Here is a 21,681-nt window from a genome sequence, read left to right as displayed (position 1 = left end):
CTTCAGTGCCAGTCGTCGAAGAAGGCGCTGCCAGCCCTTGCGCGCACGTCCTGGCCGGCGCGGGTGCCGAGCGCGGCCGCATCGCGACGGTGGCCGTCGGTCGTCACCGCATGCTGGCTGCGGCCGTCGGGCGTGATGATGAGGCCGGAAAAGCGGATGAGGTCGCCCTCGCAAACGGCATAACCGCCGATCGGCGTGCGGCAGGAACCGTCGAGAGCGGCGAGGAAAGCGCGTTCGCAGGAAACGGTGTCGAAGGTCGCGGCATCGTTGACCGCCGCCAGCAGATCGTCGATCCTCGTGTCGCCGATCCGGCTTTCGATGCAGATCGCCCCCTGCGCCGGCGCCGGCGGGAAAGTGTCGGGATCGAGGATATCGGTCAGCACTTCGACCTTGCCGAGGCGTTTGAGGCCGGCGAGCGCCAGCAAAGTCGCATCAACCTGACCTTCTTCGAGCTTGCGCAGCCGGGTTTCGACCGAACCGCGGAAGGTTATGACGTTGATGTCGGGCCGCATGCGGCGGATCAGCGCCTGCCGGCGCAGCGACGAAGAGCCGACGGTGGCGCCATGCGGCAGGTCGATCAGCTTGGGCGCGGTGCGGCCGACGACGGCGTCGCGGATATCCTCGCGTGGCAGATAGGCGGCGAGATGAAGGCCGTCCGGCAGGTGCGTCGGCATGTCCTTGGTGGAGTGCACGGCGAAATCCAGCTCGGCCGAGACAAGCTTCTGTTCGAGCTCCTCGGTGAAGAGGCCCTTGCCGCCTATCTCGGCAAGCGACCGGTCGGTGATGCGATCGCCCTTGGTCGACAGCACGACGATCTCGAACATCTCTTCGGGCAGGTGATGCGCCGCCATCAGCCGGTCGCGGGCCTCATGCGCCTGGGCGAGCGCCAGCGGGCTGCCCCGCGTACCGATCCGGAAAGGTTTTGTTTGCATCCGCTCTGTTCCGTTGTTACCGGAATTCTCGTAAACGGGTTTCGGTTCCATCGCAATCAACGAACAGGCCTCATGGTTCCCTTTCTGCGCATCCTCGGCATCGAAACAAGCTGCGACGAGACCGCCGCCGCGGTTGTCGAGCGCGATGCGGAGGGGCATGCCAATGTGCTGTCGGACGTCGTGCTTTCCCAGCTCGACGAGCACAGCGCCTATGGCGGTGTGGTGCCGGAGATCGCCGCGCGCGCCCATGTCGAGGCGCTGGACGAGCTGATCGAGGAGGCGCTGAAGCGCGCCAAAGTGTCGCTGGCCGATGTCGACGCCATCGCCGCCACGTCAGGCCCCGGGCTAATCGGCGGGCTGCTGGTGGGATTGATGACCGGCAAGGCGATCGCCAAGGCCGCCGGCAAGCCGCTCTATGCGGTCAACCATCTCGAGGGCCATGCGCTGACGGCGCGGCTGACCGACGGGCTTTCCTTTCCCTATCTGGTGCTGCTCGTCTCCGGCGGCCATACACAGCTCATCCTGGTGCGCGGCGTCGGACAATATCAGCGCTGGGGCACGACGATCGACGATGCGCTCGGGGAAGCCTTCGACAAGACGGCAAAACTGCTCGGCCTGCCCTATCCCGGCGGCCCGGCGGTGGAACGCATGGCGCGGGACGGCAACGCCGGTCGCTTCGATTTTCCGCGGCCACTGGTCGGCGAGACGCGGCTCGATTTCTCCTTCTCCGGCCTGAAGACGGCGGTGCGGCAGACGGCGCAGGAGATCGCGCCGCTCAGCGATCAGGACGTGTCGGATATCTGCGCTTCGTTCCAGCGGGCGATTTCACGCACGCTGAAGGACCGCATCGGCCGCGGTCTGCAGCGGTTCAAGACGGAATTTCCCGTCATCGGCGAGAAGCCGGCGCTCGTCGTCGCCGGCGGCGTCGCCGCCAATCTCGAACTGCGCGGCACGCTACAGGCGCTGTGCGACAAGAACGGCTTCCGCTTCATCGCGCCGCCGCTCAGTCTCTGCACCGACAATGCCGTGATGATCGCCTGGGCAGGCCTGGAGCGGATGGCCATAGGTATTGCGCCCGATCCGCTCGACGTGCAGCCGCGCTCGCGCTGGCCGCTCGACTCCAAGGCGGAGACACTCATCGGTTTCGGAAAAAGAGGGGCCAAGGCATGAGCGAAAAGATCGCCGTTGTCGGATCAGGGGCTTTCGGCACGGCGCTCGCCGCCGTTATCGCTCTTACCGGGCGGAGCGCGGTGACGCTCGTCGGGCGCGATCCGTCGCTGATCGCCGATCTGAAGGCCGAACGGCTGCATGATGCGGTGTTGCCCGGCATCCCGCTGCCCGAGTCGCTGGAGTTTTCGGCCGAGGCGGATGCGATCGCCGGCGCCTCCATCGTGCACTTTGCCATGCCCTCGCAAGCCCAGGCCGACGCCGCGCGGCAATATGGTCCCTACCTCTCTGACGATGCCGTCGTTGTCAGCTGCGCCAAGGGCATCGAGCGGGCAACCGGCAATCTCCTGACCGACATGCTGGAACGCGAACTGCCCGACCATCCGGTCGCGGTGCTTTCCGGCCCCGGCTTCGCCGCCGATATCGCCAAAGGCCTACCGACGGCGATGGCGATCGCGGCCGGTGACATGGAGACCGCGGAGCGGCTGGCGCAGGCGATCTCCGGCCGGACCTTTCGGCTCTATGCCTCCGACGATCGGATCGGCGTGCAGCTCGGCGGCGCTCTGAAGAACGTTTTGGCGATCGCCTGCGGCATCGTCGAGGGCGGCGGTATCGGCGATTCGGCGCGTGCGGCGCTGATTGCGCGCGGACTTGCGGAAATGTCACGCTTCGTCGTTGCCAAGGGCGGGAAGGCGGACACGGTGCGCGGGCTTTCCGGTCTCGGCGATCTGGTGCTGACGGGAACGAGCCATCAATCGCGAAATCTGCGCTTCGGCATCGCGCTCGGACGCGGCGAAAAGGTCGATCCCTTGCAAGGGGCGCTGGTGGAAGGCGCACTTGCCGCCTCCGTCGCCGCGCGCCTTGCGGCGGAACTTTCGATCAGCATGCCGATCACCGATGCCGTTTCCGCCATCATCGACGGCAAGCTCGACATATCTGACGCCATCGAGCAGTTGATGACGCGTCCAATCACCACCGAATAGGAGAATAGACATGCTTTTCGCCCTTCTCTGCAAGGACAAGCCGGGACATTTGAACGTCCGCATGGAGACGCGGCCGACGCATCTCGAGTATCTGAACGGGCTGAACGCTGCGGGCACGTTGAAGATTGCCGGCCCATTTCTCGATGACGAGGGCAAAGCCTGCGGCAGCCTGATCGTCGTCGAAGCGGAAACGAAGGACGCCGCACGTGCGCTTGCCGATGCCGATCCTTACGCCAAGGCCGGCCTGTTCGAAAGCGTCGAGGTCAAGGCCTTCAACTGGGTCTTCAACAAGCCGGAGGCGTAAGCATGGCGCACTGGCTCTATAAATCCGAACCCGCCTCCTGGTCCTGGGAGCAGCAGAAGGCTGCCGGTGAAAAGGGTACGGAATGGACCGGCGTTCGCAACTATCTGGCGCGCAACAACATGCGGGCGATGCAGATCGGTGACAAGGGTTTCTTCTACCACTCCAATGACGGGTTGGAGATCGTCGGCATCGTCGAGGTCTGCGCTTTGTCGCATCCCGATTCCACCGCCAAGGGCGATCCAAAGTGGGATTGCGTCGATATCCGCGCCGTCATGGACATGCCGAAGCCGGTGACGCTGAAGGACGTCAAGGCGAGCGAGAAACTCGCCAAGATGTCGCTCGTCACCTCGATGCGCCTTTCGGTGCAGCCGGTGACCGACGACGAATGGGCCGAGGTCTGCCGCATGGGCGGGCTCGACAATCCGCCGCGCTGACACCTTTGAAAACCGATCCGGAAGCCTTCATCCGCGTCAATACCAGCCTGATGGCGCCGCCGCATGTGCCGGAGATTTCGCTTCATCTCGCCAGCGAGGCGCATGAGCTCTGGCTGAAGACGGAGGAGGAGCTGGAAGCGATCGGCCTGCCGCCGCCCTTCTGGGCTTTTGCCTGGGCGGGCGGGCAGGGACTGGCGCGCTACATCCTCGATCATCCGGAGATGGTGCGCGGCAAGCGCGTGCTGGATTTTGCCAGCGGCTCCGGCCTCGTCGGCATTGCAGCTGTCATGGCCGGTGCGCGTGAGGTGACGGTCGCCGATATCGATCCCTGGGCGGAGACGGCGATCCGGCTGAACGCCGAGGCCAACGGCGTCTCTCTCGGATTTACCGGCGCCAATCTGATCGGACAGGATGTCGACGCCGATATCGTGCTTGCCGGCGACGTCTTTTACGACCGTGCCTTCGCCGATGCGCTCGTTCCCTGGCTGACGAGGCTGACGGCGGAAGGCATATTGGTTCTGGTCGGCGATCCCGGGAGAAGCTATCTGCCACGGGAACAGCTGGAATTCTGTGCGGCCTATCAGGTGCCGGTGACGCGGGCGCTGGAGGACAGCGAAATCAAGAAGACGACGGTCTGGCGCTTCGGCTCGATATCTTAAGGCCGGATCACGCAGACATTGGCCTCGTAGCTGCAGGGATCGTCCTGGACGGCGACGTCGATGACCTTCGCTTTCGGCGCCAGCGGCACCGGCCGGGCTGAGGGATAATACCCGTAGCCATTGCCGCCGACATAAGTCCCGCCATCGATCTGATAGGCATAGGCGCCGGCATAGGTGTCGCCGCTGTCGCCACCCGGCGGCTGCGGCGCGATGATGATTAGGCTGCTGCGGGCGACGCGATTTGTCGCCGGGTACGAAAACTGCTTCAGGAACGGCATCCGCTCCCTGCCGTGCCGGCGAACGTGGGCGCTATCGAACCTGATGCCGCGATCGCGCCAGCCGAGGCGTTGGCCGAGAAACAATCCATTGTGCAAGGCGTGGCGGTGGCCAAGGAAGCGATGATCGGCGAAGCGATGATCGAGACGGCGCTCGCCGGCGGCGGCAGGCAAGGCGACAAGCGCGGCGAGTGCAAGCAGGGCGACTGCAGACGGACTGCGAAACATGGATGCCGGCCTCCGGAATTTCCGATCGTTAACAAATCGTTAATGCCAGATTGCGCCAAAAGCCGCTGCTTGTCCATGCGCCTGGGGAGAGCGGCATAAATATTGAGCCGAAAAGACCAGTTTTCTGAGCGCGGTTCAGCTTTCGCCGAAGTGCAGATAGGCTCTAACCTTTTGTTCTTACGCAATTCCGGGCGGAAAACCGCGTCGCAGTTTTTCTGAAACTGCTCTCACCCGCAAACTTAGGCGTAACCCGAATCGATTAAATTAAAAGCAGACAGCGATTGTGCTTGTCGTCGGGCTTTCCGGTGAGTAAACGTCGCAATTGATGCAACGCACACAGAGAATTTTGTCATTCGTGTGGTTGACTGAGCATGCTCCGAAATCCGGGAGCGCAGAGAAGCCGCCGCGAGGTTCTGATGGCGAACGTGACAAATAACCGGCCCCTATCGCCGCATCTGCAAATTTATAAACCTATTCCCACCATGGTCATGTCGATCGTTCACCGCATTACCGGCGGTGCGCTCTATGTCGGCACGCTGCTCGTCGCCTGGTGGCTGATCGCGGCGGCAAGCGGCCAAGCGTCGTATGATTGGGCCAACTGGGTGCTCGGCAGCCTTCTCGGCAAGCTCGTGCTGCTTGGCTACACCTGGGCATTACTGCACCACATGCTCGGCGGTTTCCGCCACCTCATGTGGGACCTCGGCTATGGTTTCGAGAAGGAAGTCTCGACCAAGCTCGCCATCGCCAACGTCATCGGGTCGCTCTGTCTGACCGTACTGGTCTGGGTGATCGGCCTCCTCATTCGCTTCTGAAGGTCCTCTCATGGATATGCGCACCCCCCTCGGCAAGGTTCGCGGGCTTGGCTCCGCCAAGGAAGGCACGAGCCATTTCTGGCGTCAGCGGCTGACCGCCGTCTCCAACATTCCGTTGATCCTCTTCTTCGTCATCTTCATGATCGCCTATGCCGGCGCGCCCTATGCGGATGTGGTTCGCGCCCTGTCGAACCCGTTCGTCGCCGTCGTCATGGGCCTGATGGTGATCTCGGGCGTCATCCATATGAAGCTCGGCATGCAGGTCATCATCGAGGATTACGTGCATGGCGAGTTCGGCAAGATCGCGCTGCTGATGCTGAACACGTTCTTCGCGATCGTGATCGCCGGCCTCTGTCTCTTCGCCATTCTGAAAATCGCATTTGTAGGATAAGCTCGCTATGGCACCGACTTCACCCGCCCAGAATGGCAAGGCCTACCAATATGTCGATCACTCCTATGACGTGATCGTCGTTGGCGCCGGCGGCGCTGGCTTGCGCGCGACACTCGGCATGGCCGAGCAGGGTTTCCGCACCGCCTGCATCACCAAGGTTTTCCCGACCCGTTCGCACACGGTCGCGGCCCAGGGCGGCATCGCCGCCTCGCTGCGCAACATGACGCCGGACAGCTGGCAATGGCACCTTTACGACACGGTCAAGGGTTCCGACTGGCTCGGCGACGTCGACGCCATGCAGTATCTCACCATGGAAGCGCCCAAGGCGGTCTATGAGCTCGAGCATTACGGCGTGCCGTTCTCGCGCAACGAGGAAGGCAAGATCTATCAGCGCCCGTTCGGCGGCCACATGCAGAATTACGGCGAAGGCCCGCCGGTGCAGCGCACCTGCGCCGTCGCCGACCGTACCGGCCACGCCATCCTGCACACGCTCTACGGCCAGTCGCTGCGCAACAATGCCGAATTCTTCATCGAGTATTTTGCGCTCGACCTGATCATGTCGGAAGACGGCAGCCGCTGCATCGGCGTCGTCGCCTGGTGCCTCGATGACGGCACGATCCATCGCTTCGCCGCCAAGATGGTGGTGCTGGCGACCGGCGGCTACGGCCGCGCCTATTTCTCGGCGACCTCTGCCCATACCTGCACCGGCGACGGCGGCGGCATGGTGGCGCGCGCCGGCCTGCCGCTGCAGGATATGGAATTCGTGCAGTTCCACCCGACCGGCATCTACGGTTCGGGCTGTCTGATCACCGAGGGCGCACGCGGCGAAGGCGGCTACCTCGTCAACTCCGAGGGCGAACGCTTCATGGAGCGTTATGCGCCTTCGGCCAAGGACCTTGCCTCGCGCGACGTGGTTTCGCGCTGCATGACGCTGGAGATCCGCGAAGGCCGCGGCGTCGGCAAGAACAAGGACCACATCTTCCTGCATCTCGACCACCTCGATCCGGCCGTTCTGCATGAACGACTGCCGGGGATTTCCGAGAGCGCCAAGATCTTCGCTGGCGTCGACGTCACACGCGAGCCGATCCCGGTCCTGCCGACTGTCCATTACAATATGGGCGGCATTCCCACCAACTATTGGGGCGAAGTGCTGAACGCCGACAGCGCCAATCCGGAGCGGATCATTCCCGGCTTGATGGCGGTGGGTGAGGCAGGCTGCGCTTCGGTGCACGGCGCCAACCGCCTCGGCTCCAACTCGCTGATCGACCTCGTGGTCTTCGGCCGGGCTGCTGCGATCCGCGCCGGCGAGGTGATCGACCGCGCAGCGCCGATCCCGCATCTGAACGTTTCGGCCTGCGACAAGATCATGGACCGCTTCGACCGTCTGCGCTATGCCGGCGGCGGCACGCCGACGGCTGAGCTGCGCGAAAAGATGCAGCGCGCCATGCAGGAAGACGCGGCCGTCTTCCGCACGCAGGAGTCGCTGGAATCCGGCTGCCGGCGCATTTCGGCGATCTGGCAGGAAATGCGTGACATCAAGGTCACCGACCGCTCGATGGTCTGGAACTCGGATCTGGTGGAAACGCTGGAGCTGCAGAACCTGATGGCCAACGCCATCACGACGATCTATGGCGCCGAGGCCCGCAAGGAGAGCCGCGGTTCGCATGCCCGCGAGGATTATACCGAGGGCGCATTCGCCGGCCGCGACGACGTCAACTGGCGCAAGCATACGCTTGCCTGGGTCAACGAGGCGGGCGACGTGAAACTCGACTATCGCCCTGTGCACACCGAGCTGATCGCCGAGGGCATCGATCCGTATAAGATCGAGCCGAAGGCCCGCGTCTACTGATTTCAAGAGGAACCTGGTATGGTTGAACTCGCTCTCCCCAAGAATTCTCAGATGCGCGAAGGCAAGGTCTGGCCGAAGCCGGCGGGTGCGACGAACACCCGCGAGTTCCGCGTCTACCGCTGGAGCCCGGATGACGGCCAGAACCCGTCGATCGACACCTTCTACATCGATGTCGACGATTGCGGTCCGATGGTGCTCGACGGCCTGCTCTACATCAAGAACAAGATCGACCCGACCCTGACGCTGCGCCGGTCCTGTCGCGAAGGCATCTGCGGCTCGTGCGCGATGAATATCGACGGCACGAACACGCTTGCCTGCACCAAGGGTCTCGACGATATCAAGGGCGCGGTGAAGGTCTATCCGCTGCCGCATATGCCTGTTGTCAAGGATCTTGTGCCCGATCTGAGCAACTTCTATGCCCAGCATCGCTCGATCGAGCCCTGGCTGAAGACGGTGTCGCCGACGCCGGCCAAGGAATGGAAGCAGAGCCATGAGGACCGGCAGAAGCTCGACGGTCTTTACGAATGCATTCTTTGCGCCTGCTGTTCGACCTCCTGTCCGAGCTACTGGTGGAACGGCGACCGTTATCTCGGCCCGGCCGTCCTGCTGCAGGCCTATCGCTGGCTGATCGATTCCAGAGACGAGGCGACCGGCGAACGCCTCGACGATCTCGAAGATCCGTTCCGCCTTTATCGCTGCCACACGATCATGAATTGCGCGCAGACCTGCCCCAAGGGGCTCAATCCGGCCAAGGCAATCGCCGAAATCAAAAAGATGATGGTCGAGCGCCGGGTCTGATCGCCTGCATGCCGATGGCGGAATAGACGGCTTCGATCCAGAAGGCGTCTAGATCGCGGGAGCTCATTCGAGCGTTGTTCCGAGATATTACGAGCGTTCGACAGGAATCCGGACAGAGATCAACACGCGCAACACCTTCCTGACAAATTCTGTGGGCAGGAAGTTTTGCAGCGGGACAGTTGAACTGTATCGTTTTTCGATTAGGTGTTGTTACGGGCAATTTATGCCGCCCGACTTGATTAACCAAAGCGAATTACGATAATCGGATCTTGTCTCACGTCCGTTTCTCTGCGGCGACAGCCGAATTTCAGGAGTATGATGATGCAGTTGCGATATGCGATGACAGGTCTGGTGATGGCTCTCGCGCTAGCCGGTTGTCAGCGTACGGCATATGATTACAGCTCCAACTCTCCCAGCGCCGCGCCGGCGCCGCTGACGGCGCAGCCGGTTCCCTCCGTGCAGGGCGGACAGCTTCCGCCGCCGGCCGGCAGCTCGCAGTTCCCGGCGGCGCCGGCCTCGACATCGCCGATGCCGGGTGCCCAGCCGGGCGCGGTCGCCGCGAATGCGCTCGACGTTACGAAGGAATCGATGGTCGGAAACTGGCGCGTCAACGGCAGTTGCGACATGTTCCTGACGCTGACCAATCTCGGTAGCGGGTCGCGCGGCGGCACGCGCGGCTGCGTCGGCGAGCTGACGGCCATGGGCTCCTGGGAGGTCGCGGGCAAGCAGGTGCTGCTCAAGGACCGTTCGGGCAACCAGATCGGCAGCGTCTATAAGACGGCCGATAACCGCTTCCAAGGCCAGACGAATACCGGTCAGCCGATCAGCCTCAGCCGGTAATCAACCGGCGCGGTACCGGCGCGGTAAACGATCCGGCGGCGCCCCGCCGATGACTGACAGGCGGACATGCCCTTATGCAGCCAATGCCAGACTATGCGCTCAGCGTCTGCGAACAGCTTAAATCGCTGACGCTTTCCGGTGCGTTGCAGGTCGATTCCGCCCAGATGGATGTGGCCAAAAGCCTGGATCGGGTGCTCGCCGGGCTGAAGCAGCAGCGACCGGCGGCGAAATCGAGCGCGCTCGGCTGGCTGTTCGCCTCGAAGAAGAAAGCCGTAGGCGGCATCAAGGGGCTTTATATCCACGGCAGCGTCGGACGCGGCAAGACCATGCTTATGGATATGTTCTTCTCGATGGCGCCGTGCCGAAAGAAGCGGCGGGCGCATTTCCATGAGTTCATGGCGGATGTGCACAACCGCATCGCGGCGCATCGGCTGAAGCTCAAGAACGGCGAGACGAAGCAGGCCGACCCAATGCCGCCGGTCGCCGCGGCCCTTTACGAGGAGGCGGAACTGCTCTGCTTCGACGAGTTCACGGTCACCGACATTGCCGACGCGATGATCCTGTCGAGGCTGTTCTCCGAACTGTTTGCGCGAGGCTGCGTGCTGGTCGCGACTTCGAATGTCGAGCCCGACAATCTCTACAAGGATGGTCTCAACCGCGGCCTGTTCCTGCCTTTCGTGGCCCTGCTCAGGGAGCATGTCGATGTCGTCACGCTGGATTCGCCGACCGATTACCGGATGGAGAAGCTGAGCAGCCAGCCCGTCTATCTCGTGCCGATCAACGAACATAACGACATGGCGATGGAGGCGTCCTGGACGCAAGCGCTGCATGGGCGCAAGGCGCAGCCGCTCGATATCCCGATGAAAGGACGCTCGATCCATGTGCCGCTCGCCGCCGACCGCATGGCCCGGTTCTCCTTCGCCGATCTTTGCGACAAGCCGCTCGGCGCAGCCGATTTCCTCGCCATCGCCGAGCGCTTCGATACGGTCTTTGTCGATCACGTTCCCTTGCTCGGGCCGGACAAACGGAACCAGATCAAGCGTTTCATCATTCTGGTCGATACGTTCTACGATCACGCCGTGCGGCTTTACATATCCGCGGCAGCAATGCCGGAGGAGCTGCTCGTCAATCGCCGGGGCACGGAAGGCTTCGAATTCGAGCGTACGGCGTCGCGCCTCTTCGAAATGCGCAGTGCTGAATATCTTGCACTGCACCACGAAAAACGCGCCGCCGAGTAACAATTTGGTGACGGAAACTCTTACGTTTACGTAAGAATTTTGATATCTAAACGATTGAAAATGCTGCATCAAAATTAATGCATTGCCATTTTTAGGCTTTGGGTCTATGCGATTGCGTCATTGAGCGGTGCCTAAGCGTCGTTCGACGAATTTGATCGCAAAGGAAACAGCGAAATGGCGCGTAACAAGATCGCACTCATTGGTTCTGGCATGATTGGTGGCACGCTGGCGCATCTCGCCGGCTTGAAGGAACTGGGCGATATCGTCCTCTTCGACATCGCCGATGGCATTCCCCAGGGCAAGGGCCTCGATATCGCACAGTCCTCTCCGGTCGAAGGCTTCGACGCCAATCTGACCGGCGCCAGCGACTATTCCGCCATCGAAGGCGCTGACGTCTGCATCGTCACCGCTGGCGTTCCGCGCAAGCCGGGCATGAGCCGCGACGATCTTCTCGGCATCAACCTCAAGGTCATGGAGCAGGTCGGCGCCGGCATCAAGAAATATGCGCCGAATGCCTTCGTCATCTGCATCACCAACCCGCTCGACGCCATGGTCTGGGCGCTGCAGAAGTTTTCCGGCCTTCCCGCCAACAAGGTCGTCGGCATGGCCGGCGTTCTCGACTCCTCGCGTTTCCGCCTCTTCCTCGCCAAGGAATTCAACGTTTCCGTCCAGGACGTGACGGCCTTCGTTCTCGGCGGCCACGGCGACACGATGGTGCCGCTCGCCCGCTATTCGACCGTCGGCGGCATTCCGCTCACCGATCTCGTCACCATGGGCTGGGTCACCAAGGAGCGCCTGGAAGAGATCATCCAGCGCACCCGTGACGGCGGTGCCGAAATCGTCGGCCTGCTGAAGACCGGCTCGGCCTATTACGCTCCGGCCGCCTCGGCGATCGAGATGGCCGAATCCTACCTCAAGGACAAGAAGCGCGTTCTGCCCTGCGCTGCCCATCTCACCGGCCAGTACGGCGTCAAGGACATGTATGTCGGCGTTCCCACCGTCATCGGCGCCGGCGGCGTCGAGCGCGTCATCGAGATCGACCTCAACAAGACCGAGAAGGAAGCCTTCGACAAGTCCGTCGGCGCCGTCGCCGGTCTTTGCGAAGCCTGCATCAACATCGCGCCCGCCCTCAAGTAATCGGGGCCGACGTCATCGAAACAGGGATAAACCCATGAACATTCATGAATATCAGGCCAAGGCTCTGCTGAAGGGCTATGGCGCACCGGTTGCCGAGGGTGTGGCTGTCCTCAAGGTCGAAGAAGCCGAGGCTGCCGCCAAGTCGCTTCCCGGCCCGCTCTATGTGGTCAAGAGCCAGATCCATGCCGGCGGCCGCGGCAAGGGCAAGTTCAAGGAACTGTCGCCGGAAGCCAAAGGCGGCGTGCGTCTCGCCAAGTCGATCGACGAAGTGGTCGCCCACGCCAAGGAAATGCTCGGCAATACGCTGGTGACGGCTCAGACCGGCGAAGCCGGCAAGCAGGTCAACCGCCTCTATATCGAGGACGGCGCCGACATCGCTCGCGAGCTCTATTGCTCGCTGCTGGTCGACCGCTCGGTCGGCCGCGTCGCCTTCGTCGTTTCCACCGAAGGCGGCATGGACATCGAAGCTGTCGCCCATGACACGCCCGAAAAGATCCAGACGATCGCCATCGATCCGGAAGCCGGCGTGACGGCTGCCGACGTCGCAGCGATCTCCAAGGCGCTGGCGCTCGAGGGTGCCGCTGCAGAAGACGCCAAGTCGCTCTTCCCGGCGCTCTACAAGGCCTTCAACGAGAAGGACATGGCGCTGCTCGAGGTCAATCCGCTGATCGTCATGAAGGATGGCCATCTGCGGGTTCTCGACGCCAAGATGTCGTTCGACGGTAACGCGCTCTTCCGCCACGACGACGTCAGGACGCTGCGCGACGAGACCGAAGAGGACGCCAAGGAAATCGAGGCCTCCAAGTGGGACCTCGCTTACGTCGCGCTCGACGGCAATATCGGCTGCATGGTCAACGGCGCAGGCCTTGCCATGGCGACGATGGACATCATCAAGCTCTACGGCAAGGAGCCGGCCAACTTCTGCGACGTCGGCGGCGGCGCCGGCAAGGAGAAGGTCGCTGCGGCCTTCAAGATCATCACTGCCGATCCCAAGGTCGAGGGCATTCTCGTCAACATCTTCGGCGGCATCATGAAGTGCGACGTCATCGCCGAGGGCGTCATTGCCGCGGTCAAGGAAGTCGGCCTCAAGGTTCCGCTCGTCGTGCGCCTTGAAGGCACCAATGTCGAGCTCGGCAAGAAGATCCTGAACGAGTCGGGTCTCGCGATCACGGCGGCTGACGACTTGGACGATGCGGCCAAGAAGATCGTCGCGGCGATCAACGGCTAATTTGAAGGATCGGAAAGAATGTCTATTCTCGTCAATAAAGACACCAAGATCCTGGTTCAGGGTCTGACCGGCAAGACCGGAACCTTCCACACCGAACAGGCGCTTGCCTATTACGGCACGCAGATGGTCGGCGGTATCCACCCGAAGAAGGGCGGCGAAACCTGGACCGGCGCAAAGGGCGAAAGCCTGCCGATTTTCGCGACCGTTGCCGAAGGCAAGGAAAAGACCGGTGCCGACGCGACCGTCATCTATGTTCCGCCGGCCGGTGCGGCCGACGCCATCATCGAGGCGATCGACGCCGAAATCCCGTTCATCACCTGCATCACCGAGGGCATTCCCGTCATGGACATGGTCCGCGTCAAGGCGCGCCTCGACCGCTCCAAGTCGCGCCTGCTCGGCCCCAACTGCCCTGGTATTCTGACGCCCGAAGAATGCAAGATCGGCATCATGCCGGGTTCGATCTTCCGCAAGGGTTCGGTCGGCATCGTCTCCCGTTCGGGCACGCTGACCTATGAAGCGGTTTTCCAGACCTCCAACGAAGGCCTCGGCCAGACGACCGCCGTCGGCATCGGCGGCGACCCGGTCAAGGGCACCGAGTTCATCGACGTCTTGGAAATGTTCCTGGCCGACGAAGCCACGCAGTCGATTATCATGATCGGCGAAATCGGCGGTTCGGCAGAAGAAGACGCTGCGCAGTTCCTCAAGGACGAAGCCAAGAAGGGCCGCAAGAAGCCGATGGCCGGCTTCATTGCCGGCCGCACGGCGCCGAAGGGGCGCACCATGGGCCATGCCGGCGCCGTGGTATCCGGCGGCAAGGGCGATGCGGAATCGAAGATCGCAGCGATGGAATCGGCAGGCATTCGCGTCTCGCCGTCGCCGGCTCGTCTCGGCAAGACCTTGGTTGAAGTCCTTAAGGGCTAAGCCAGCCATATAGACCGGGCGGAAGAACGGCATCTGCGTTTCCGCCCGGTGTGACAGCACGAGACCAGCAGATGCGCCGCGGACAGGCGGCAATCGGAATGCGGCAGCCGGTGACGAAGCCGGCAAATTCATCAAAGTCAGGAGGCGGACGGAAGCGTCCGCATATCACCATGGCACGGCAAGAAGCCAACGAGCAGTTTCAGATCACCTCGTTTCTGGATGGCGCCAACGCGGCCTATATCGAGCAGCTCTATGCGCGCTACGAAGAGGATCCGGCATCGGTCGACGATCAATGGCGCGCCTTCTTCAAGGCGCTGGAAGAGGATCCTGCTGATGTGAAGAAGGCGGCCAAGGGAGCCTCCTGGCGCAAGAAGCACTGGCCGCTGGCCGCCGGCGGCGATTTGGTGTCGGCGCTCGACGGCAATTGGGGCATCGTCGAGAAGGCGATCGAAACCAAGGTGAAGGCAAAGGCCGAAGCCGCCGGCAAGCCGGCCGACACCACCGACGTGCTGCAGGCGACGCGCGATTCGGTGCGCGCCATCATGATGATCCGCGCCTATCGCATGCGCGGCCATCTGCACGCCAAGCTCGATCCACTCGGCATCGCCGCTACCGTCGACGACTATCATGAGCTGTCGCCGGAAAATTACGGCTTCACATCAGCCGATTATGATCGCAAGATCTTCATCGACAACGTGCTCGGCCTGGAATACGCGACCATCCGCGAGATGATCGAGATCCTCGAGCGCACCTACTGCTCGACGCTCGGCGTCGAATTCATGCATATCTCCAATCCGGAGGAGAAGGCCTGGATCCAGGAGCGGATCGAAGGGCCAGACAAGGGCGTCGCCTTCTCGGCGGAAGGCAAGAAGGCGATCCTTGCCAAGCTCATCGAAGCCGAGGGCTACGAGCAGTTCCTCGACGTCAAGTTCAAGGGCACCAAGCGTTTCGGTCTCGACGGCGGTGAATCGCTGATCCCCGCACTGGAACAGATCCTGAAGCGCGGCGGCCATCTCGGCCTTAAGGAAGCGGTATTCGGCATGGCCCATCGCGGCCGTCTGAACGTGCTCTCCCAGGTGATGGGCAAGCCGCACCGCGCCATCTTCCACGAGTTCAAGGGCGGTTCCTATGCGCCTGACGAAGTCGAAGGTTCCGGCGACGTGAAGTACCATCTGGGCGCTTCCTCCGACCGCGAATTCGACGGCAACAAGGTGCACGTCTCACTGACGGCAAATCCGTCGCATCTCGAAATCGTCGATCCTGTCGTCATGGGCAAGGTTCGCGCCAAGCAGGACATGAGCGCTACGGTATGGGACGGCGACATCATTCCGCTGTCTGAACGCGCCAAGGTGCTGCCGTTGCTGATCCACGGCGACGCGGCCTTCGCCGGCCAGGGCGTCATTGCCGAAATTCTCGGCCTCTCCGGTCTGCGCGGCCACCGTGTCGCCGGCACCATGCACGTCATCATCAACAACCAGATCGGCTTCACCACGAACCCGGCCTTTTCGCGCTCGTCGCCCTATCCGTCTGATGTCGCCAAGATGATCGAGGCGCCGATCCTGCACGTCAACGGCGACGATCCGGAAGCCGTGGTCTACGCCGCCAAGATTGCGACCGAATTCCGCATGAAGTTCCACAAGCCGGTTGTGGTCGACATGTTCTGCTATCGCCGCTACGGTCATAACGAGGGCGATGAGCCGTCCTTCACCCAGCCGAAGATGTACAAGGTCATCCGCGGCCACAAGACGGTGCTGCAGCTTTATGCAGATCGTCTCGTTCGCGAAGGCCTGCTCACGGATGGCGAAGTCGAAAAGATGAAGGCCGACTGGCGCGCACATCTCGAGCAGGAGTTCGAGGCCGGTCAGAGCTACAAGCCGAACAAGGCCGACTGGCTGGACGGCGAGTGGTCGGGCCTGCGCACCGCCGACAATGCCGACGAGCAGCGCCGCGGTAAGACCGCCGTGCCGATGAAGACGCTGAAGGAGATCGGCCGCAAGCTCTCGGAGATCCCGGCAGGCTTCAATGCGCACCGCACGATTCAGCGCTTCATGGAAAACCGGGCCAACATGATCGCCACCGGCGAGGGCATCGATTGGGCGATGGCAGAAGCGCTCTCCTTCGGGGCCCTCTGCCTGGAAGGCCACAAGATCCGCCTGTCCGGCCAGGATTGCGAGCGCGGCACCTTCTCGCAGCGCCACTCGGTTCTCTACGATCAGGAGACCGAAGAGCGTTACATTCCGCTCGCCAATCTTTCGCCGACGCAGGCACGCTACGAAGTCATCAACTCGATGCTTTCGGAAGAGGCCGTGCTCGGCTTCGAATACGGCTATTCGCTCGCCCGCCCGAATGCGTTGACGCTCTGGGAAGCGCAGTTCGGCGATTTCGCCAACGGCGCGCAGGTGGTCTTCGACCAGTTCATCTCCTCGGGCGAACGCAAGTGGCTGCGCATGTCGGGCCTCGTCTGCCTGTTGCCGCACGGTTATGAAGGACAGGGTCCGGAGCATTCCTCGGCTCGCCTCGAGCGCTTCCTGCAGCTCTGCGCGGAAGACAATATGCAGGTCGCCAATGTCACGACGCCGGCGAACTACTTCCACATCCTGCGCCGGCAGCTGAAGCGTGACTTCCGCAAGCCGCTGATCCTGATGACGCCGAAATCGCTGCTGCGCCACAAGCGGGCGGTCTCGACGCTGGCCGAAATGGCCGGTGAATCCGCCTTCCATCGCCTGCTCTGGGACGATGCCGAGGTGATCAAAGACGGCCCGATCAAGCTGCAGAAGGACAACAAGATCCGCCGCGTCGTCATGTGCTCCGGCAAGGTCTATTACGATCTTCTCGAAGAGCGTGAAAAGCGCGGTATCGACGACATTTACCTGCTGCGCGTCGAACAGCTTTATCCGTTCCCGGCAAAGGCGCTCATCAACGAGCTGTCGCGCTTCCGAAACGCCGAAATGGTCTGGTGCCAGGAAGAGCCGAAAAACATGGGCGCATGGTCGTTCATCGATCCATTCCTCGAATGGGTGCTTGCCCATATCGATGCGAAATACCAGCGCGTCCGTTACACCGGCCGTCCGGCTGCCGCCTCGCCGGCGACGGGCCTGATGTCGAAGCATCTGTCACAGCTCGCCGCATTCCTCGAGGATGCATTGGGCGGTTAAATCAAGGGGGGCGTAATGGCTTATTTCTTTTTGAGACTGCTGCCGCCGCGCCCCACTTTTCCGCATGACGGGACCGGGGAGGAAATGGCGGCGATGAAAAGCCATGTCGAATACTGGCATCGGCACGCCCTTGCGGGATCGGCGGTCGTCGTTGGTCCGGTGTTCGAGGGTGCAGGCGCCTTCGGCATGGCGGTCGTCGAAGTCGAGGATCAGGCGGCGGCCCAGGCTCTTGCCGACGGCGATCCGATCATCGCCTCCGGTTTCGGTTTCCGTTTCGATATCCTGCCCATGCCCTCGATCATCTTGCGGCCGCCCGCCGTCTGAAACGCTTAAAACGAACACACACGAAATCAGGATCTGAACAATGGCCACAGAAATCCGCGTTCCAACTCTCGGTGAATCCGTCAGCGAGGCAACCGTCGGCACCTGGTTCAAGAAGGTCGGCGACGCCATCAAGGCCGACGAGCCGATTCTCGAGCTTGAAACCGACAAGGTGACCATCGAAGTTCCGGCACCGACCTCCGGCACGCTTTCGGAAATCGTCGTCGCCGCCGGCGAGACCGTCGGCCTCGGCGCCCTGCTCGGCCAGATCGCCGAAGGTGCCGTCGCCGCCGCCGCGCCCGCTGCTGCCGCACCGGCCGCCGCTCCTGCCCAGCCAGCGCCGGCGGCTCCCGCTCAGCCGGCGCCGGTTGCCGCTGCGGCAGCATCGTCGTCGAGCGCTTCCGTCTCCACCATGCCGCCGGCCCCGGCGGCCGCGAAGATGCTGGCCGAAAGCAACCTTTCCGCCGATCAGATCGACGGCAGCGGCAAGCGCGGCCAGGTGCTGAAGGGCGATGTCATCGCCGCCGTCGCCAAGGGCATTTCCGCACCGGCCGCTGCCCCGGCGGCAGCGCCCGCTGCTGCGCGCGGCCCGTCGACGGTCGAGGATGCCTCGCGCGAAGAGCGCGTGAAGATGACGCGCCTGCGCCAGACGATCGCCAAGCGTCTCAAGGACGCGCAGAACACCGCCGCCATGCTCACCACCTATAATGAGGTGGACATGAAGGCGGTCATGGATCTGCGCAACAAGTACAAGGACATTTTCGAGAAGAAGCACGGCGTCAAGCTCGGCTTCATGGGCTTCTTCACCAAGGCGGTAACGCATGCGCTGAAGGAACTGCCGGCTGTTAATGCCGAGATCGACGGCACCGACGTCATCTACAAGAACTACTGCCATGTCGGCATGGCCGTCGGCACCGACAAGGGCCTCGTCGTTCCCGTCATCCGCGATGCCGACCAGATGTCGATCGCCGAAATCGAGAAGGACCTCGGCCGTTTTGCCAAGGCAGCCCGTGACGGCTCGCTCTCCATGGCCGACATGCAGGGCGGCACCTTCACCATCACCAATGGCGGCGTTTACGGCTCGCTGATGTCTTCGCCGATCCTCAACGCACCGCAGTCTGGCATTCTCGGCATGCACAAGATTCAGGAGCGGCCGGTTGCAATCGGCGGCCAGGTGGTCATCCGTCCGATGATGTATCTGGCGCTTTCCTACGATCACCGCATCGTCGACGGCAAGGAAGCGGTCACCTTCCTCGTGCGCGTCAAGGAAAGCCTGGAAGATCCGGAGCGCCTGGTTCTCGATCTCTAAGGGAGCTTTTCGATGCGGAACCGGATCATGCGAGCGGCGCGCCTTGTTCTTTGCGCTGCCGCCGCGCATGTCCCGGTTTCCGCGTCGGCTGGTTGGGACGTCAGCAAGGCAAGCAGCAATTTCGAGCTGGTGACGCTCGGTGACGGCGAACTCTCCGGACGGTCGATCAACGTGATCCATATGGGCAATGTCGAGCTGACCTCGGGGCGCATCGTCGCCGCCGATCCGCTCGCCCAGCCCGACCGGCCGGCGCTCGCCAGGACCGTTGCGCCGGGCGAATACCCGGTGACGCTCTACCAGGCGTTTGGGCGCATCGCCCCCGCCAGCATGCGGTTTGCCGAAGGCAGGCCGGATCGTTGGGAGCTTGCCGTCCTGCCCGGACAAGATCCGGCAACGCTGAAGGACGACGAGATCTTCGGCTACCCCGTCGACGCCGGCGTCGGCTGCTACATGGATGCGCAGACGCTTGCTCTGATCGACGAACGGCAAGCGCAGGTGCAGGCGCAAAAGCCCGGCGCCGACATCAATTATTACGACGACGTGCTGGCTGCGGATCTCGACGCCAACAAGAGCATCTACGCGCTGCACCGGCCGGTCGCCGGCAAAAAGGGCAATGTCGCGGTGTTCTGGAGCGGCTGGGGCGACGGGTTCTATCCGGTCTTCTGGGGACTCGACAGGGACGGTCACGCGCTGGTGCTGCTGACCGATTTCGGTGTGATCGAGAACGCCGACGGGCGAAGGGAACCGAAGCTGCAATGAGTGGGGTCGGGATCACGGCGGGATGGAAAAGCGTGGCTGCAATCGCGGCCGCCGCGTTTGTCGCTGTTCCTGTGAACGCGCTCGGCGCCGCCTGCAAGCAGGAACAGGCTGTCTATGTCGATCGCGACGGCACCTATGAATTGCGCTTTTCACCGCTGAATTCCGCGTCGGCCGCCGCCAGCAATCAGTTCAAGGTCAGCGCGCTGGAGACGCCTGTGGTGATGGAAGGCTATGTCATGCCATCGGAAGATCCGGTGCGTGCCATTGGAATCCTGATGTTCAATTGTCCCGAGGGCGACGCGACCGGCGCCGATCTCGATGCCTGCACGGTTTGGCAGGGCGCTGTCTACGGCATGGATGCGAAGGGCGAGATGGACAATCTGCAGCCGGAAGGTGCTGCGGCCGCCGAAAAGCTGGTGCTTCCCGGCCTTGGCCCCGCCATTCGCGAATCCAGCGCCTGGGGTAAGGGCAAGGCTTCGGTGGCGCCGTGGGACGTGCTGACATTCAAGGAGTGTGCGATATGAGCGATACCCCTGTTGTTCTCGTGACCGGCGGAAGCCGCGGCATCGGCGCGGCGGTCTGCCGGCTTGCTGCGCGCCGGGGTTGGCGCGTCGCGGTGAATTACGCCGCGAGCCGGCAAGCGGCGGATGCCGTCGTTGCGGAGACCACCGACAGCGGTGGCGAGGCGCTGGCCATCCAGGGCGATGTCGGCAAGGCCGCGGATATCGCCGCGATGTTTTCGGCGGTCGATGGTCATTTCGGCCGGCTCGACGGACTGGTCAACAATGCCGGCATCGTCGACTATCCGCAGCGGGTCGACGAGATGTCGGTCGAGCGGATCGAGCGCATGCTGCGCGTCAATGTGACCGGCTCGATACTCTGCGCCGCCGAGGCCGTGCGCCGCATGTCGCATCGCCATGGTGGTCAGGGCGGGGCGATCGTCAACGTCTCGTCGATGGCGGCGATCCTCGGTTCGGCGACTCAGTATGTCGATTATGCGGCATCGAAAGCGGCGATCGACACCTTCACCATCGGGCTTGCGCGCGAGGTCGCTGGAGAAGGGATTCGCGTCAATGCCGTCAGGCCCGGCATCATCGAAACCGATCTCCATGCATCGGGTGGCCTGCCGGACCGGGCGCGCGAAATGGCGCCATCAGTGCCCATGCAGCGGGCCGGCATGCCGGAGGAGGTGGCGGATGCAATCCTCTATCTGCTTTCACCTTCGGCGTCCTATGTCACCGGATCGATCCTCAATGTGAGCGGCGGCCGTTAGAAGGACAGGGCGAAATCAGCATGAGCTATATCTTCGAATTTCTTGGCCTGATGGCTGTCTTCTCAATCTTCATCGTCGTGCCGGGCGCCGATTTCGCTGTCATCCTGCGCCAGAGCATCGTGCATGGGCGTCGCGCCGCCATCATGACCGGGCTGGGCATGGGCTTCTCGCTGCTCTTTCATGTCAGCTATACGATCCCTGGCCTCGGGATCATCGTTTCCAAGTCGCTGATGCTGTTTGCGATGATCAAATGGGCGGGTGTCGCCTATCTCGTCTATCTCGGCATCAAGTCGTTCCGCGAACCGGGCTTCAAGGTGCAGGAGATCGAAGTCACGGGCGAAGACCGCAAGTCGGCGTCGATGCTGACATGCCTCGGAATGGGTTTCATCACCAATGCGCTGAACCCGAAGCCGGTGCTGTTCTTCCTGTCCTTGTTTTCGACTCTGGTGCATCACGACACACCAGCGCTGATCCAGTTCTCCTACGGTATCGGCATGGCGGCGGCGCTGGTCGCCTGGTTTGCCGGCGTCTCCTACTTCTTCACGGTCAAGACAATCCGTGACCGCTTCATCGCCAGCGGCAAATGGTTCAACCGCATCACCGGAGCGGCACTCGTCGGCTTCGGCTTCCGCCTCGCGCTGTCGCGCGCCGCCGACTAATTGAAAAAT

23 protein-coding genes are annotated in these 21,681 nt (G+C 62.6%); 21 read left to right on the top strand and 2 right to left on the bottom strand.

Annotated features, from left to right (window positions below; genetic code table 11):
• Nucleotides 1–2: 2 nt before the first annotated feature.
• A complete protein-coding gene (gene hemC, locus EFR00_RS09835) occupies nucleotides 3–932 on the bottom strand; it encodes a hydroxymethylbilane synthase (protein ID WP_077992151.1) in 930 nt (309 codons plus the stop codon).
• Between the two features lie 72 nt (nucleotides 933–1,004).
• Between hemC and tsaD the strand changes: the two genes are divergently transcribed.
• The 5 genes from tsaD to EFR00_RS09810 are packed head-to-tail and all read left to right on the top strand — an operon-like array spanning nucleotide 1,005 to nucleotide 4,479.
• Nucleotides 1,005–2,102: a tRNA (adenosine(37)-N6)-threonylcarbamoyltransferase complex transferase subunit TsaD gene (gene tsaD, locus EFR00_RS09830; RefSeq protein ID WP_077992150.1), complete on the top strand. Its 1,098-nt coding sequence runs from the start codon at nucleotides 1,005–1,007 to the stop codon at nucleotides 2,100–2,102.
• Nucleotides 2,099–3,082: an NAD(P)H-dependent glycerol-3-phosphate dehydrogenase gene (locus tag EFR00_RS09825; RefSeq protein WP_077992148.1), complete on the top strand. Its 984-nt coding sequence runs from the start codon at nucleotides 2,099–2,101 to the stop codon at nucleotides 3,080–3,082. Before tsaD ends, EFR00_RS09825 begins: the two co-directional genes overlap by 4 nt.
• 10 nt (nucleotides 3,083–3,092) lie before the next feature.
• Nucleotides 3,093–3,386 (top strand): YciI-like protein, encoded by a 294-nt coding sequence (locus EFR00_RS09820; protein ID WP_077992145.1) that lies wholly within the window; start codon nucleotides 3,093–3,095, stop codon nucleotides 3,384–3,386.
• Nucleotides 3,387–3,388: 2 nt separating this feature from the next.
• Nucleotides 3,389–3,820 carry an EVE domain-containing protein gene (locus EFR00_RS09815; protein ID WP_064683804.1) on the top strand — a complete coding sequence of 144 codons (432 nt, stop codon included), beginning with the start codon at nucleotides 3,389–3,391 and terminating at the stop codon, nucleotides 3,818–3,820.
• Between the two features lie 5 nt (nucleotides 3,821–3,825).
• Nucleotides 3,826–4,479, top strand: coding sequence for a class I SAM-dependent methyltransferase (locus EFR00_RS09810; RefSeq protein ID WP_077992140.1), 654 nt, complete (start codon nucleotides 3,826–3,828; stop codon nucleotides 4,477–4,479).
• On the opposite strand, the gene EFR00_RS09805 is transcribed toward EFR00_RS09810, so the two are convergent.
• Nucleotides 4,476–4,982, bottom strand: coding sequence for a hypothetical protein (locus EFR00_RS09805; RefSeq protein WP_077992138.1), 507 nt, complete (start codon nucleotides 4,980–4,982; stop codon nucleotides 4,476–4,478). The two genes, EFR00_RS09810 and EFR00_RS09805, sit on opposite strands and share 4 nt — an antisense overlap.
• Before the next feature lie 416 nt (nucleotides 4,983–5,398).
• Between EFR00_RS09805 and sdhC the strand changes: the two genes are divergently transcribed.
• The 16 genes from sdhC (at nucleotide 5,399) to EFR00_RS09725 (ending at nucleotide 21,672) form a co-directional block, all read left to right on the top strand.
• Complete coding sequence (gene sdhC, locus EFR00_RS09800; RefSeq protein WP_038691763.1) at nucleotides 5,399–5,794, top strand: succinate dehydrogenase, cytochrome b556 subunit; 396 nt, start codon at nucleotides 5,399–5,401, stop codon at nucleotides 5,792–5,794.
• Nucleotides 5,795–5,804: 10 nt separating this feature from the next.
• Entirely contained in the window at nucleotides 5,805–6,185 is a 381-nt protein-coding gene (gene sdhD, locus EFR00_RS09795; protein WP_010020712.1) for a succinate dehydrogenase, hydrophobic membrane anchor protein, read from the top strand.
• Nucleotides 6,186–6,192: 7 nt separating this feature from the next.
• The gene (gene sdhA, locus EFR00_RS09790) at nucleotides 6,193–8,034 is read left to right on the top strand and encodes a succinate dehydrogenase flavoprotein subunit (RefSeq protein WP_039622637.1); all 1,842 of its coding nucleotides are present in this window, start codon (nucleotides 6,193–6,195) and stop codon (nucleotides 8,032–8,034) included.
• A gap of 18 nt (nucleotides 8,035–8,052) precedes the next feature.
• Nucleotides 8,053–8,832 (top strand): succinate dehydrogenase iron-sulfur subunit, encoded by a 780-nt coding sequence (locus EFR00_RS09785; RefSeq protein ID WP_038691756.1) that lies wholly within the window; start codon nucleotides 8,053–8,055, stop codon nucleotides 8,830–8,832.
• 321 nt (nucleotides 8,833–9,153) lie between these two features.
• Nucleotides 9,154–9,672: a protease inhibitor Inh/omp19 family protein gene (locus tag EFR00_RS09780; protein WP_077992135.1), complete on the top strand. Its 519-nt coding sequence runs from the start codon at nucleotides 9,154–9,156 to the stop codon at nucleotides 9,670–9,672.
• A 74-nt stretch (nucleotides 9,673–9,746) separates the two neighbouring features.
• Nucleotides 9,747–10,910: a cell division protein ZapE gene (zapE, locus tag EFR00_RS09775; protein ID WP_077992133.1), complete on the top strand. Its 1,164-nt coding sequence runs from the start codon at nucleotides 9,747–9,749 to the stop codon at nucleotides 10,908–10,910.
• Nucleotides 10,911–11,084: 174 nt separating this feature from the next.
• Entirely contained in the window at nucleotides 11,085–12,047 is a 963-nt protein-coding gene (mdh, locus tag EFR00_RS09770; RefSeq protein ID WP_010034465.1) for a malate dehydrogenase, read from the top strand.
• A 34-nt stretch (nucleotides 12,048–12,081) separates the two neighbouring features.
• Nucleotides 12,082–13,275: an ADP-forming succinate--CoA ligase subunit beta gene (gene sucC, locus EFR00_RS09765; protein WP_077992130.1), complete on the top strand. Its 1,194-nt coding sequence runs from the start codon at nucleotides 12,082–12,084 to the stop codon at nucleotides 13,273–13,275.
• Between the two features lie 18 nt (nucleotides 13,276–13,293).
• Entirely contained in the window at nucleotides 13,294–14,196 is a 903-nt protein-coding gene (gene sucD, locus EFR00_RS09760; RefSeq protein WP_038691746.1) for a succinate--CoA ligase subunit alpha, read from the top strand.
• Nucleotides 14,197–14,366: 170 nt separating this feature from the next.
• Entirely contained in the window at nucleotides 14,367–17,351 is a 2,985-nt protein-coding gene (locus tag EFR00_RS09755; RefSeq protein WP_039623559.1) for a 2-oxoglutarate dehydrogenase E1 component, read from the top strand.
• Nucleotides 17,352–17,366: 15 nt separating this feature from the next.
• Nucleotides 17,367–17,675: a YciI family protein gene (locus EFR00_RS09750; RefSeq protein ID WP_077992128.1), complete on the top strand. Its 309-nt coding sequence runs from the start codon at nucleotides 17,367–17,369 to the stop codon at nucleotides 17,673–17,675.
• Nucleotides 17,676–17,715: 40 nt separating this feature from the next.
• Entirely contained in the window at nucleotides 17,716–18,981 is a 1,266-nt protein-coding gene (odhB, locus tag EFR00_RS09745) for a 2-oxoglutarate dehydrogenase complex dihydrolipoyllysine-residue succinyltransferase (RefSeq protein ID WP_077992126.1), read from the top strand.
• 12 nt (nucleotides 18,982–18,993) lie between these two features.
• A complete protein-coding gene (locus tag EFR00_RS09740; protein WP_077992124.1) occupies nucleotides 18,994–19,740 on the top strand; it encodes a DUF4241 domain-containing protein in 747 nt (248 codons plus the stop codon).
• Nucleotides 19,737–20,264 (top strand): hypothetical protein, encoded by a 528-nt coding sequence (locus EFR00_RS09735; protein WP_077992121.1) that lies wholly within the window; start codon nucleotides 19,737–19,739, stop codon nucleotides 20,262–20,264. Before EFR00_RS09740 ends, EFR00_RS09735 begins: the two co-directional genes overlap by 4 nt.
• Nucleotides 20,261–21,013 carry an SDR family oxidoreductase gene (locus EFR00_RS09730; protein WP_009993965.1) on the top strand — a complete coding sequence of 251 codons (753 nt, stop codon included), beginning with the start codon at nucleotides 20,261–20,263 and terminating at the stop codon, nucleotides 21,011–21,013. Before EFR00_RS09735 ends, EFR00_RS09730 begins: the two co-directional genes overlap by 4 nt.
• A gap of 20 nt (nucleotides 21,014–21,033) precedes the next feature.
• Complete coding sequence (locus tag EFR00_RS09725; RefSeq protein ID WP_009993966.1) at nucleotides 21,034–21,672, top strand: LysE family translocator; 639 nt, start codon at nucleotides 21,034–21,036, stop codon at nucleotides 21,670–21,672.
• The last annotated feature ends 9 nt before the right edge of the window (nucleotides 21,673–21,681 follow it).

It is taken from the genome of Rhizobium sophoriradicis, assembly GCF_003939025.1.
In the GTDB taxonomy this organism is placed as follows: Bacteria; Pseudomonadota; Alphaproteobacteria; order Rhizobiales; family Rhizobiaceae; genus Rhizobium; species Rhizobium sophoriradicis.
Note: the sequence above shows the minus strand (reverse complement) of the source record. Positions and strands in the feature narration are given on the sequence as shown.